This window comes from Corynebacterium sp. (assembly GCF_030532965.1).
In the GTDB taxonomy this organism is placed as follows: Bacteria; Actinomycetota; Actinomycetes; order Mycobacteriales; family Mycobacteriaceae; genus Corynebacterium.
This window is the reverse complement of record NZ_JAUNKC010000021.1, coordinates 41,566-53,965: the sequence shown is the minus strand read 5'-3', so window position 1 is coordinate 53,965 and position 12,400 is coordinate 41,566. Positions and strand designations below refer to the sequence as shown.

The 12,400-nt window shown below is 54.8% G+C and carries 12 protein-coding genes; 5 read left to right on the top strand and 7 right to left on the bottom strand.

The window, feature by feature from the left end; translation table 11 throughout:
* Positions 1-219 precede the first annotated feature (219 nt).
* The gene (locus Q4D85_RS09975) at positions 220-1,011 is read right to left on the bottom strand and encodes a DUF1963 domain-containing protein (RefSeq protein ID WP_303200119.1); all 792 of its coding nucleotides are present in this window, start codon (positions 1,009-1,011) and stop codon (positions 220-222) included.
* An 84-nt stretch (positions 1,012-1,095) separates the two neighbouring features.
* On the opposite strand from Q4D85_RS09975, the gene Q4D85_RS09970 reads away from it, so the two are divergent.
* On the top strand, positions 1,096-1,311 hold the full coding sequence (locus Q4D85_RS09970) for a hypothetical protein (protein ID WP_144414185.1): 216 nt from the start codon (positions 1,096-1,098) through the stop codon (positions 1,309-1,311).
* Here the strand turns inward: Q4D85_RS09970 and Q4D85_RS09965 are convergent.
* A complete protein-coding gene (locus tag Q4D85_RS09965; protein WP_303200118.1) occupies positions 1,308-2,120 on the bottom strand; it encodes a DUF1963 domain-containing protein in 813 nt (270 codons plus the stop codon). The two genes, Q4D85_RS09970 and Q4D85_RS09965, sit on opposite strands and share 4 nt — an antisense overlap.
* A 58-nt stretch (positions 2,121-2,178) precedes the next feature.
* Positions 2,179-2,976, bottom strand: coding sequence for a DUF1963 domain-containing protein (locus tag Q4D85_RS09960; protein ID WP_303200117.1), 798 nt, complete (start codon positions 2,974-2,976; stop codon positions 2,179-2,181).
* 163 nt (positions 2,977-3,139) lie between these two features.
* Between Q4D85_RS09960 and Q4D85_RS09955 the strand changes: the two genes are divergently transcribed.
* Positions 3,140-4,009, top strand: a complete 870-nt coding sequence (locus tag Q4D85_RS09955; RefSeq protein ID WP_303200116.1) for a hypothetical protein — start codon at positions 3,140-3,142, stop codon at positions 4,007-4,009.
* Positions 4,010-4,086: 77 nt separating this feature from the next.
* On the opposite strand, the gene Q4D85_RS09950 is transcribed toward Q4D85_RS09955, so the two are convergent.
* Positions 4,087-6,474 (bottom strand): glycogen/starch/alpha-glucan phosphorylase, encoded by a 2,388-nt coding sequence (locus Q4D85_RS09950; protein ID WP_303200115.1) that lies wholly within the window; start codon positions 6,472-6,474, stop codon positions 4,087-4,089.
* Positions 6,475-6,700: 226 nt separating this feature from the next.
* Complete coding sequence (locus Q4D85_RS09945; RefSeq protein ID WP_303200113.1) at positions 6,701-7,534, bottom strand: hypothetical protein; 834 nt, start codon at positions 7,532-7,534, stop codon at positions 6,701-6,703.
* 360 nt (positions 7,535-7,894) lie between these two features.
* On the opposite strand from Q4D85_RS09945, the gene Q4D85_RS09940 reads away from it, so the two are divergent.
* Positions 7,895-8,206 carry a hypothetical protein gene (locus tag Q4D85_RS09940; protein ID WP_303200111.1) on the top strand — a complete coding sequence of 104 codons (312 nt, stop codon included), beginning with the start codon at positions 7,895-7,897 and terminating at the stop codon, positions 8,204-8,206.
* A gap of 201 nt (positions 8,207-8,407) precedes the next feature.
* Positions 8,408-8,815: a DCC1-like thiol-disulfide oxidoreductase family protein gene (locus Q4D85_RS09935; protein WP_303200108.1), complete on the top strand. Its 408-nt coding sequence runs from the start codon at positions 8,408-8,410 to the stop codon at positions 8,813-8,815.
* Here Q4D85_RS09935 and Q4D85_RS09930 read toward each other — a convergent pair.
* Positions 8,812-10,074 (bottom strand): amidohydrolase, encoded by a 1,263-nt coding sequence (locus tag Q4D85_RS09930; RefSeq protein WP_303200106.1) that lies wholly within the window; start codon positions 10,072-10,074, stop codon positions 8,812-8,814. The two genes, Q4D85_RS09935 and Q4D85_RS09930, sit on opposite strands and share 4 nt — an antisense overlap.
* Before the next feature lie 6 nt (positions 10,075-10,080).
* Positions 10,081-11,406 carry a DUF4921 family protein gene (locus Q4D85_RS09925; protein WP_303200104.1) on the bottom strand — a complete coding sequence of 442 codons (1,326 nt, stop codon included), beginning with the start codon at positions 11,404-11,406 and terminating at the stop codon, positions 10,081-10,083.
* Positions 11,407-11,522: 116 nt separating this feature from the next.
* Between Q4D85_RS09925 and Q4D85_RS09920 the strand changes: the two genes are divergently transcribed.
* Positions 11,523-12,317, top strand: coding sequence for a hypothetical protein (locus tag Q4D85_RS09920; RefSeq protein WP_303200102.1), 795 nt, complete (start codon positions 11,523-11,525; stop codon positions 12,315-12,317).
* The last annotated feature ends 83 nt before the right edge of the window (positions 12,318-12,400 follow it).

Genomic DNA, 12,400 nt, shown 5'->3' with positions numbered 1-12,400 from the left:
AACATGAATGCGGTACCACCATTATAAAATACATGTTCGATTATATTCAATACCCCAAATCCCCATTCACCCGCGTTTTACCCCCAACAATCCCACTCGAATGTAATGACGTCTTCTCGTTAGTTCTTTGTTGAAATGCATATGAAAAGCCAGGTTAACTTTTAACCTGGCTAAGGGTAAACAGGTGCCAAATGATGGTCGTGTTTTAGGTCTAAATTTCTATGACGATTCCATGCCGCCGTAGAGTTTTGCCGGTTTACTGGCCGGATCGGGAAGTTCCAGGATTTGGAAATAACCGCAGTCTCCGATTACGAACGAATCGTCAATTGATTCCAAGGTGACAAGATGCCGCCAGTTTGATTGATGTGATTCGTCAAGACCATGATACTTACAAGCATCTTCACTGGGGTCGTGGTAACCGGCGTAGTGGCCGCCGTATCGAATATCGCCATACGGGGCGACTACTTCAAGCACCTCCCCGTAGACATCTTGGACGTCGTAATCGTCGCCGAAAAGCTCTTCATACTGGTAGCCACATTCACGTGGAATGTCGTGGGCGAGGGCGCTTCTAAGCAGATGCGGAGTGGCGAAAAGTTCATGGACTTTTGTGCTATCGCCCACCACATAAAACGAGGGGTACACAAAGCTTTTAGGTGAAGGCATGCGCACCAGCGGGGTTCCGGTTGGGATACGTTCCACATGGACTGCTGCTGGATATGCCTCTTTTCCGGCAAAGACCAGCAGAAGTTCGTCGGCAAGCGGTGAAAGCTGAAGCTGGAATAAAAACGCAAGCGGATTACCACCATCATCGATCGGCCAAGTAAACTCGGCCGGAACGTCAGGTTCGCCACCGATGCGGCTGACCCCAAGCGGTATCTCGGCGGGGGTTGCGGCAAGGATATTAAAGCAGAGCGTTTCACGCACGGAAGCGATGATGCGGTCGGCGTATTCGGCAAGGTACTCGTCACCGGTTTCATCGATTGTGGTGCGGATTGCATCGAGGGCGTCCATGAGGCTAATCGCTTTCGTTAAGATTTTTAGTCTGTGATGCAGCCATAGACGCGACGGTTACCTAATGCGTCGACATGCTGCAGTATGTGGAAGTATCCGACATTCCGAATACAAAGATCATCGTATGCTGTTTCGGCGGATTACGTTACTGATTCCAAGCACCAAACAATCGGCCATATTGCTGCCATGATCGTTGTCCGGGGCATCACCGATCCGACGAATTCCAGTTGGAGTTTCTTGCGTTACGGGTGCTCCGATCGGATGGCCGGGGTATGCGCGGTGAAAGCCTTAATGATTTAGGTTTCCAATGATCCGTAGGTGTGGCGGACACCGTTTGTATCAGTGCGTTGCAAGATTTGGAAGTAGCCAGCGTCCCAGATGCACAACTTGTCCAGTTCTAACTGGTTGGAGGGTTCTACGGATTCTAAACAGGTCAGTAACGACCAGTCGGCCACATTGCTGCCGTCTGTGATGAATTCTGCGGGGTCGTATCCGATCCCACGATGGTAGCCGCCGAAGCGAACAATGACGTTTCCATGGTCCGGTTCAGCCATGAGAATAAATTGTTCGTAGGTTTCTGCAAAACCTTCAATGATGTCCTCATCGTCCGGGACTATGTCGAGAAGCTTCTCGTAAGCTGTGGAAACCCACCGGGGGAGGTCGAGTCCTTCGTGGGCGGTGAGGGTGTGCGGGGTGGTGAATATGGAGCGGGGGTTGGTGTCGTCGTAAAAGCGGGGGAGTTGTCTGTTCGTCGGGACAGTTGCTGGTGCTAGTGGAGTGTTTTTCGGGAAGAATTCCACGTGATGGGGGACATCAGCGCCGGAGCCGTGAGCGCCGATGAACACTGCAATAAGATGATCGTCGATTGCTAGTTGGTACAGGAATGTTAATGGTTGGTTGTTGTGGGTGGGCCAGACGAAGTCGTGTGACACATCAGGGGCACCCCCGATCCGACTTATTCCTATTGGGGTTTCTTTGGTTACAGGTGCACCGATCGTGAACCAGATTGAAGGCTTAGCGGCCTGGCAGATTACTTCGGTATACGGGTCGAGAATCCTCTGATCACAGTGGGTGATAGCGGTGGCAATATCCTGTATCGAATGAAACAAAGTAGTGTCCTAGCGTGATCGGGCGGTTGGGGTATGCGCGGCGAAGGCCTTAATGATTTTAGGTTTCCAATGATCCGTAGGTGTGGCGGTTACCGTTTGTATCGGTGCGCTGCAAGATTTGGAAGTAGCCAGCGTCCCAGATGCACAACTCGTCCAGTTCTAACTGGTCGGAGGGTTCTACGGATTCTAAACAGGTCAGTAGCGACCAGTCGGCGGCGTCGCTGCCGCCATCAATGTCTTCTGCCGGGTCGTAGCCGATGCCGCTGTGGTAGCCGCCAAACCGCACGATGACGTCGTCGCTGGGTTCCGTCATGAGGCTTAGCGTATTGAAACTATCTTCCTGGTCGAGGAAATCGGCGTCGTCGGCAAAAAGTTCTTCGTGCGCCCGCGAAAACCAGCGGGGGAGGTCGAGTCCTTCGTGGGCGGTGAGGGTGTGCGGAGTTGCGAATACGGAGCGGGGGTTGGTGTCGTCGTAAAACGAGGGGAGTTGCCTATTCGTTGGGACGGTTGCGGGTGCTAGCGGAGTGTTTTTCGGGAAGAACTCCACGTGATGGGGGACATCAGCGCCGGAGTCGTCGTCGCCGATGAATATTGCGATGAGTTGGTCGTCGATTAGTAATTGGTAGAGAAACGTCAGCGGTTCGCCGTTGTGGATGGGCCAGACGAAGTCGTGTGGTACGTCAGGAGCACCCCCGATCCGACTTATTCCGATTGGGGTTTCTTTGGTTACTGGTGCACCGATCGTGAACCAGATTGCAGGCTTAGCGGCCTGGCAGATGCGGTCGGTGAAGGGGGCTAAAACGCCGTCGTCAAGCGTGCTTATGGCGGCTGCGATGTCCTGTGGATTCGTAAACACAGCAACAGTCTAGGGCATGGAGGTTGTAGCTTTTCGATGTTTTGCCGCACAGGCGGTGGTGCGGGGGTACTTATAGGAAATCTGTAACAGTCGCTTAAGAAAAACTGACACTCTAAGTGAGATGCATTATTGCTAACGCAAACCTAGACCGAGAGGAAAGACGATGAAGTTATCGCGTTTGACTATCGCCGCTGTCTCGGCGGTGGCTATCACTGCGGGAACTATTGTCCCGGCAGCAGCACAAGACGTTCCGTGGATCACGATGGAAATGACCGGATTCACCGAAGATGGTAAATGTGTTTACGGACCGGCGAAAATTGAGGAAGCCGGCGTCGTGGCCTTCAAGGATAAATTCACCGGCCAAGCAAACTCCGCGATGACAGCTACTCTAGCGGACCTCGCAATCACCCAGGAGGAACTGGATCGGTGGGTGGCTACCGGCGAAGGTGATAAGGAAATCTACGCAAAGGTGGATAAGGTTACCAAAGGCCAATACACCTACGACACTGTTGATCTTTTGAAGAAAATGCATCCATTCGCCAAGGGTGATATCAATGCGTATCGTGACTATTTGGTCAATGGCGCCAGGCCGGGAGTCCTAAATCTGGATGGCTTTGAAATTGATCCGGCGAAAATGCGGGTGAACCGTGACTTTTTGCGGAACGCCGAACGGATTGCTAATAATCCGATAGCTGATTTTATTAATACCCGCGATGTTCGGCGTCACCTCACTATTGTCAAAAGAGATATGGGAAATGCCGCAAGCAAGTCACTGTATCCAATCATGGATCCTTGCGCGGATAAAGCATCGGGCTCGTCGGCTCTTGGTCGGATTTCCTCAGATTTCAGCAGAAATTTCAATGAGATCCGTAAAGAACAAGAAAAGGAGCCAAAGGGTGAACGGAATACGCTGTTAACAAAGCTCTTCGGCTCACTCTTTGGCTATGACGGCGTCATTGTGGCCTTCTTCAAGACGATCCTGCGGACGCTGACAAGCTTGTCGAGCACCCCGGATATCAAAGGATCTTCCTAAGCCACGTAATTCGGACTGACTAAAAGTAATTGCCGCGCACTGCCTTTAAGTGCGCGGCAATTTTTAGCCCAAGATGCTTAGATCTTTGTTGCTTCTAGTTTCCACACTTCACGGGCGTAATCGCCGATGGTGCGGTCGGAGGAGAAGCGGCCAGATTCGCAAATATTGATCCAGCACTTCCGGGCCCACCCGAGCCGGTCGTTGTAGAAGTCCCGAGCCATCTTGTCGCGGGTCTCGCGGTATGCGGCGAAATCGCCGAGCACGTAGTAGACGTCTGGGGTTTCCCAGCCGCCGCCGTCGAGAAGCGAGCACCGCAGGTCGTGGAACATTCCAGAGTGGTTGTCGTGTAAGGTGCCGTCGACAAGCGCGTCGAGTACCCGCTTGAGACCTGGGACGGTCTCGTAGTGGTGATGCGGGTTGTAATGCGCGCGCAGTTCCGGAAGTTCTTCCACCTTCGCGCCGAAGATGTAGGCGTTGTCGTCGCCGACGGAATCAACGATTTCGACGTTGGCGCCGTCGAGCGTGCCCAAGGTCAGCGCACCGTTCATCATGAACTTCATGTTGGAGGTACCGGAGGCTTCCTTACCGGCGGTGGAAATCTGCTCCGAGACGTCTGCAGCAGGAATGATGTGCTCCGCTGGGGAGACGTTGTAGTTTTCGACGAATACTACCCGCAGTTTCTGGGACACCACTGGGTCGTTATTGACCAGGTCGCCGATGGCATTGATGAGCTTAATGATTGCCTTGGCACGCACGTAACCCGGTGCCGCCTTAGCGCCGAAGATAAAGGTGCGTGGTGGAACGTTTGCTTCGCCGTCGACCTTGATGCGGAAGTAGAGGTCAAGAACGTAGAACGCGTTCATCAACTGACGCTTGTACTCGTGCAGACGCTTGATTTGAACGTCGTAGATGGAATGCGGATCGATGCTTATGTCCTGGCGATCCTTGATCCAACCGGCGAAATCAGCCTTGTTCGCGTCCTTGATATCAAGAAGCTCTTGCATGACTGCATCGTCGGTCACGTAATCGCGTAGTTTCTTCAGCTCGTCGAGGTTGGTGACCCACGCATCGGAGCCGGATAGGCGAGTGAGTAGTTCAGACAACCGTGGGTTACACATCTTCAACCAGCGACGTGGGGTAACACCGTTGGTCTTGTTGTTGAATTTCTCCGGCCAGATCCCGTACCACTCTTTGAGGGTGTCGGCTTTGATGATCTCCGTGTGAAGTGCCGCAACGCCGTTGATGGAATACGAGGCGTAGCAGGCGATCCACGCCATGTGGACTACACCGTCGCGCACTGGGGACATGTAGTGAATCTGGTCGGGGTTGATGCCAAGACCGGCTAGTTCGTCACGGAACCGACGGTCGATCTCCACCACGATTTCGTAGACGCGGTGGAATAGCTGCTGGAAGATAGAGCAGGACCATTGTTCCAATGCCTCAGCCAGTACGGTGTGGTTGGTGTAGGCGAAGGTTTCGGTGACGATCTTCCAGGCGGCTTCCCAGGTCATGCCGTGCTCGTCGAGAAGCAGGCGCATGAGTTCCGGAATTGCCAGCACCGGGTGGGTGTCGTTGAGCTGAATGCAGTTGTACTTGCCAAAGTCGCTGAGATCTTCGCCGTGGTGCGCGATGTAATTATCGATCATTGCCTGCAACGAGGCGGAGACGAAGAAGTACTGTTGCCGCACCCGCAGGACTTTTCCGGCGTAGGTGGTGTCGTTGGGATAGAGCACCCGGCATAGATCCATGACGGCTTCGCGTTCGACGATGGCGTCGGTGAAACGCTGGGAGTTGAAAGCGTCGTAGTCGAACTCGGCCATGGGTTCTGCTTTCCACAGCCGCAGGGTGCCCACGTTGTCGGTGCCGTAGCCGGTAATCGGCATGTCGTATGGGGTTGCGCGCACGGTCATGTCGTCGAAGCGGACGATGCGCTGTTGGTCTTCCCGGCGGATGACGAATGGGTAGCCGTCTTCTTTCCACGCGTCGGGTTCTTCGGTTTGGAAGCCGTCGGTGAAGATTTGTTTGAACAAACCGTAACGATACAGAATGCCGTAGCCGGTGACTGGGTAGTCTTGGGTGACTGCGGAATCGAGGAAGCAAGCTGCCAGGCGTCCGAGTCCGCCGTTGCCAAGAGCGGCGTCGTTTTCGGCATCAAGGATGTCTGAAAGCTCGTGTCCGCAGGCGCGGGTAGCGGCTTCGGCTTGCTCAACCAGGCCGAGGTTGGTCAGGTTGTTAAGAAGGGCCCGCCCCATGAGAAATTCGGCGGAGAAGTAGTGCTGTTGCCGGGTGGCGTCGTATGCCTTGATGGTTGCTTCCCATTTGTCGGCGATCTGTTCCATCACGGATGCGGAAAGTCCGAACCAGAATTTCCGGTCAGTTGCGGATTCGGGGCTTACGCCAGAAGCTGCGCGGACATGCCCGCTTACGGTGGATTGTAGCTCGGGGAGCTGATTAGAAACGCTCATATTCGAGTGGAATCTCCTGAAGATAGACAGTAAAAACTTTTGTTATTTAAGTTTCTCGGGCTCTTAGTTTAATCATTGGTGCCTAAAAACGCTTATCGACGATCCTTGCAGGGAGTTTGGCACGGTGCTTTTCGACACCAACCGGCGGGACGAATAAAAACCGGCCCCCTTGATACTGCGAGTCAAAGGGGGCCAGCTGAAGGAAGAAAATATGGCTCAGGGAAGATTAAGCCTTGAAGTAAGAACGGAAGTTCTTGAAGAATTCAACGATCTTCTCGAATACCTTGCCAAGGCCGATGGCTGCGGCGAGGGAGGAGAAGAAGGTGAGAAGCTTCTCGCCGAAGTTCTCCTTGTTCTTGTCCTTGACGATGGAGCTGAACTCGTTGAGCTTGTCTTTAGCGTCGCTGGAGCGGCTGCTCTTATCGTCCTTCTTGGTCGAGCAGGTGCCCAGAGCCTTAACAACTTCACCGTTGATGGTCTCAGGGATAACTGCCAGAGGGGTTTCGATTACTGCGAGCTTCTCGGTCTTCGCAGCTGGGCCTGCAGCCTTGATAGCTTCGATCTTTGCATCGACTGCGGAAACCTCGACGGAGTTTTCTTTAGCTGCATTGTCGTAAGCGGCCTTCAGGCCTGGGCCGAACTTCTCGTTGTCCTTGCTTTCGATCAGCTTCTGAGCGGCAGCGAGGTGCAGGTGCAGCTTAGCAACCTCGTCGTCGGTCAGGGTGTTGTCCTTTTGCTTGATGACAGCTGCGACCTCGTTGTAGTTGCTGTCGCCCTTGGTTGCTGCAACGAACTTGGTGTAGTTCTGCTCGTCCAGGCCGAACTGGGTCTTGGCTGCAGCGATGCCTGCCTCGAGCTTCTCAGCGAAGCTGTTCTTGAAAGCGGTCAGCGCGTCAGCGTTTACCTCAGATGCGGTCAGGGTGCACTTGGTTCCGTCGACAGCGCCCGTGATGGTTACAGGGCTGGTTGCGCCTTCTGCGGCGAACGCTGGAACAAGGCCGGATGCGGTTACTGCGGTAGCGCAGGTAACTGCGGTGAAGATGCGGGAGAACTTAGACATGTTCCAATAATCTCCTTATTTAAAATTTAGGAAAATCTTACATTGGTGAGCATACTTACTAACGTTGAAAAAATGCAACCCGGGGTATAAATGGGGGAGTCTTGCTGGATCTAGCAGGCGAAATATCGGAAGCTTATGTGGTTCGCCAGGTTGGGGTGTGATGCTTTTGGGGCATAGGGTCATGATGGCGAATGTAGGCGTTTGGCCTGATTATTAATTTAGGATTAGTAAATAACGGCTGATCGATAAGGATATGTATACATGGCTGCCGAATTCCCCCAACACTGCAAGTTGGGTACCCGCATTGTTAAGCGTAGGCTGAACGGTACGTAGGTAACATAAGGAACCGAAAGGACGACGATGAAAAATCGTGGTGTTCTAGCGATGGTACTTGCCACCGCTTTAACCACCGGCCAGCTAACCGCCAACCAGGCCACCCCAGTGCTCGCGCAGCCAGCACCCGCCGCCGACAGTGCAGCTGAGCAGCCAGCTAATCCGGACGCACCAACAGACAAACAACCGCCAGCCCAGGACGAGAATCCGTCGGACCAGGGCTCCTCAGAAAAAGACAAGATGATTGCCAAAGGCGTCGGGATCTTTGCCGCCGTCATGGTAGTTATTGCTGGTATCGTAGCCCTTATCCGAAAGCTCGGAATCAGGTCCCCGTTCTGATAATCAGCATGCTAAACAACCAGTCAACAATCCGGGCAGGCAGAAGTTACGGTAACCAGATTCTCAAGGGGGCGAACAGATACTGAACCGGCAAAAAGATTGTGATGTGGGTGGGCTGAAACTGAAGAAGTGGCCGATTTTTGAAGGACGTCCATGATCCAGCACAATAGCGATAGCAGAAACACGAGCGGAGGAGACCTGGTGAAACCCATTGACGTTGTGTACTACGACGCCGATTGCGGATTCTGCCAGCGTGCCGCCCTATGGCTTAACACCCTGACCGCCCGCTCAATACCCAGCCGTCCCGCCCACCCGGACCACCTAGACTGCGATAGTGACGTGCGCCGCGAAATAGCCACCCACGTGGTGGCCTATTGCGGCGGCACAATGTTCGTCGCCCACCACGCAATCGGCCAGGTCCTACGCACCCACGGCCGAAACGGGCTCGTGCGCCTTGCAGGAAACGCGCTCCTAATCCCGGTTCTCTCCCCGGTGTGGGCCCGAATCTACTACTTCATCGCCAAACATCGAAGCGCCATCAGCGCCCGCATCGGCGCACCGCAGTGCACCATATCCGATAGCCAAACACATATTGGAACCAAGCACTAGCGAGCCAGGTACGCCAAAGTAGCAATCAACCCCGCCTCCTGGGCGGCGGTCACAGTCGGCGAAAAATCCGGCAAGAAAGTGCCCATATGATTCACCGGAATCGTCTCAGCGATGGTGCCAGCCGCCGCAGCAGCATCCCACTGATCGGCAGGGGTCGCCCCAACAAACCAGAACAAATACGGGCAATCAAACGACCGCGGAATATGCGAAAAATCCTCCGACGCCGACCACGGGGTCGCCGTAACCGACCGCGCTGCAAAATGGGCGTCGAAAAGCGGCCGAACCTTATCGAACACAGCAACGCTGTTATCCGTCACCGGACCAGTGCCGAAATACCGAAACGTCGGCTCCTCCTGGATACCCGAAGCGGCGCACTCCGCCCGAACCACCCGTTCAATCGCAGAATACAACTGGGCTTTAATGGCGTCGTTATACGTGCGGCAATTCAACACCAACCGGGCCTGATGCGGGATGGTGTTATTAGAACGCCCCGACTCCAACGTCCCCACCGACACCACAGCGAACTCCTCCGGTGGAATCTCCCGCCCCACAATTCCCTGCAACCGAATGACAATCATCGCCGCCGCAAAAGTCGGATCGATGCTCGCATGCGGCATGGAGCCATGCGCAGATTTCCCAGTGATGGTTATCTCGATGGAATCGCACGCCGCCAGGATCGCGCCGGGCATACTCATCACATTTCCGGCGCGCCCGGCGACAACATGCTGGCCGAAACACACATCGGGGCGCGGGATTACCTCACCAAGCCCGGAGTCTACCATGCTCAAAGCGCCAAGCCCGTTTTCTTCGCTGGGCTGGAATAACGCGATAAACGTCCCCGACCACTTGTCGCGGTTGCTATCCAACATCGCACAAACCCCGAGAAGCGCGGTGACGTGAAGGTCATGGCCACAGGCATGCATCACCGGGGTGGTGCCATCCTGCCACGGCATTTCCTTGGTGCTGGCGTAGAACACACCGGTAGTTTCCTTAACCGGCAGCGCGTCGAAATCAGCGCGCATGAGAACAGTCGCGCCGGGGCCGTTGCTGAAAACTGCGGTGATGCCATGACCGCCGATGCTGGTGGTTACCTTGCACTCGAAGTCGGCGAGTTTAGCCGCTATGGCGGCTGCGGTTTCCGCCTCGTGGCCGGACAGCTCCGGGTTGGCGTGGAGGTGTTGGTAGAAGTCTTCTTGCCAGCGTAAGTCGCAGTCAAAATCGGCTGGGGTGGGTGGTGTTGACGTGCCGTTGTGGTTCATGATTGCCTATCGTTGCAGGAGCGGGTTGTATTTGAGGCTATTGCGCTGGACGCGGCATTCGGTGGCGATGCGGATATTCGCCGCGATCTTTCCTTCTTTCCGCAGCCCGTACATGGCAGATACCACCCGGTCGCGCATGTCCCAGGGGGAGATGGTGTTGAGATAGATTTTGGTTCCGCCTTCAAACCCGGCCAGCGTGGAGACCCGCCATTTAATCATCACGCGCCACGGGGTGGGGATGTCAAGGTCGATGGGTTTATGGTGCCACTCTTCGTTGCACGGAATATCCGGTCCGGCGGCCGCATGGCAGGCGTGGACGAGGTCGCTTAGCGCTTGGATTTCGGCGGTGGATTGGAGCCACGGTTCCGGTGTGGCGGATTTGGAAAAGACTTCCAAGGTGGGGAAGCGATGGCCGAAACCGGCGAAGCAGACGGCGTGGTCGTTTTCGGCGATGATGAGGTTTCGGGTGGCGGCGTAGTCGACGGCCCACTCGTTGTACATATTGGGGTTTTGTCGGAGTTTGGATATTTCGTGTTCGGCCTGGAAACCGCGTTCGTCGATGGCGACGAGTTGTTTATGGAGATGATCGAAGGACGCCCCGGCAGGCTTCAACCAGTTTTGGAAAACAGCAACATACGGGGCGTAACGATTCCGGGCATAAAGATCGCGCATGGAATCCACGGTGAAGGTGGTGAATGCGAAGTGTTCTTCGGGGGTTAGGGTTCCGCTTGATGCTAATTGGCTGTGGTCGGTGGCGTCGTCGATAAAGTGGCGGCGTCCGATGATGATGTCGTGGCCGCCGCCGAAGAAGCACTCGGCGCGTTGCAGGAGTTCTGATTCGGTGAGTGGGGTGTCCTCGCCGCTGGCTGCGCGTTTGGTTTCCACGGTGTCCAGGACGTGTTGTTTGCCAAGCGGGCTGGACAGGTATTCGGCCATGCGCGTGGCGGTGCTTGGGTCCATTTCGTACTGGTAATTTGCTTTCCAGTATTCGTAGGTGACGATTTCAAACAGGTTGGGTACCCGTCGGAATTCGGCGTGGGTGCTGTCTAATTCGGCTGCGGGCACGCCGCGTACTATCTCCCAATTGTCGCCGCTTCGGATCACCCGGGATTTCTCCGGTGGGGTTTCTAACTTCCGGTTTTCGCAAAAGGCGCAGGTAGTTTCGCGTTCGGCGGGGTCTAATGGGCGGTGATCCTGCTGGGGTTGGGTCAGAGGGCGATTGCCTCGACCAGGGACGGTCCATACTTCGGTTCCGGAAAACGGGTTGATTTGTTTAACGGTGCCATCCGCCATGACTTGGATGGGGTTGATGCGGGCTGAGAGTGCAGTCATGGTTATTAATGTAGTAGGGAGGTTTTGGTGATTCATAGCGTGGCTGCGGTATCAGTGTCATGTGTCGTAGCGTAACGTGACCGAGCGCGCTGTGCTCCGCTATGCTCACGGATATTATGAGTGCCGCTGAATCTTCCTCGTTGCAGTCTGCCGCCGGGTTTTCGCTTGTCGACGAGTTCTCCCGCACGTTCACCTGGCCCTTCGGTTGGTTGCAGGGAGTGGGTTTAAATGCCCTCCTGGCGGCCACCTATTTGGTGATATGGCCGCTTGCCGCAAACGATCATTACGACGTGGTGACGCTATTTACGGTATATTTCGCTAATTTCATCATGGCGGATGTGACTACAACTAATATTTTCGGCCATGACTTCTTCCGAGCCCAATCCGCTGCGACAAATCGGAGGCGATTTGCTAGGTTTTTGCGAAATAAGAATATCGTGCAGGCGGTTGTGATCATGCTTCCGATGGCGATTATCACTGCGGTAATCACATGCGTGGTCGATGGCTTCGCGGAATTAACGTTGGCCATCCCCGCGGTTGTGTATCCGATGCTGCTGTGGCTCGGGGTGGGCAATGTCCTATCGGTGGTGTTTCCGGTCATCGCGGTGGGGGCGAAGTGGCGCTTAGGGCATTTTCGCCAGTGGCGCTGGCACGTCCCGGTGTTTATCAGCTATGCGATTCCATGGTTGTTATACGCGGCGTTTGCGATTTCGGATGTCCCCGGACACTTGAATGCAGTTATCCGGTGGTGTTGCGGAAACCCCCACCCATGGGAGAGCGCAGTGGCGTTGTTGGTGGTCTCCATTTTTATTTTCATTGTGCTCAATCAAATTGCGGTGTGGTGGGCTACACGACGTGGCTTGGTGCTGCGCTATCAAGACGACGTGATCGCCCACCAATCAGCGGCGTAGGTCATGGTTGCGGACGTTAGGGGGAGAGTTGTGTTTGAGATGAGTCGTGAATTTGGGTGCTGGTGGTCGCTGAAGGCGGTGGG

Coding starts and splice junctions, on each gene's coding strand:
- Q4D85_RS09945 (WP_303200113.1), bottom strand. CDS start 7,534: ATGTCTAAGTTCTCCCGCATCTTCACCGCAGTTACCTGCGCTACCGCA.
- Q4D85_RS09930 (WP_303200106.1), bottom strand. CDS start 10,074: ATGAACCACAACGGCACGTCAACACCACCCACCCCAGCCGATTTTGAC.
- Q4D85_RS09950 (WP_303200115.1), bottom strand. CDS start 6,474: ATGAGCGTTTCTAATCAGCTCCCCGAGCTACAATCCACCGTAAGCGGG.
- Q4D85_RS09955 (WP_303200116.1), top strand. CDS start 3,140: ATGAAGTTATCGCGTTTGACTATCGCCGCTGTCTCGGCGGTGGCTATC.
- Q4D85_RS09975 (WP_303200119.1), bottom strand. CDS start 1,011: ATGGACGCCCTCGATGCAATCCGCACCACAATCGATGAAACCGGTGAC.
- Q4D85_RS09925 (WP_303200104.1), bottom strand. CDS start 11,406: ATGACTGCACTCTCAGCCCGCATCAACCCCATCCAAGTCATGGCGGAT.
- Q4D85_RS09920 (WP_303200102.1), top strand. CDS start 11,523: ATGAGTGCCGCTGAATCTTCCTCGTTGCAGTCTGCCGCCGGGTTTTCG.
- Q4D85_RS09970 (WP_144414185.1), top strand. CDS start 1,096: ATGTGGAAGTATCCGACATTCCGAATACAAAGATCATCGTATGCTGTT.
- Q4D85_RS09940 (WP_303200111.1), top strand. CDS start 7,895: ATGAAAAATCGTGGTGTTCTAGCGATGGTACTTGCCACCGCTTTAACC.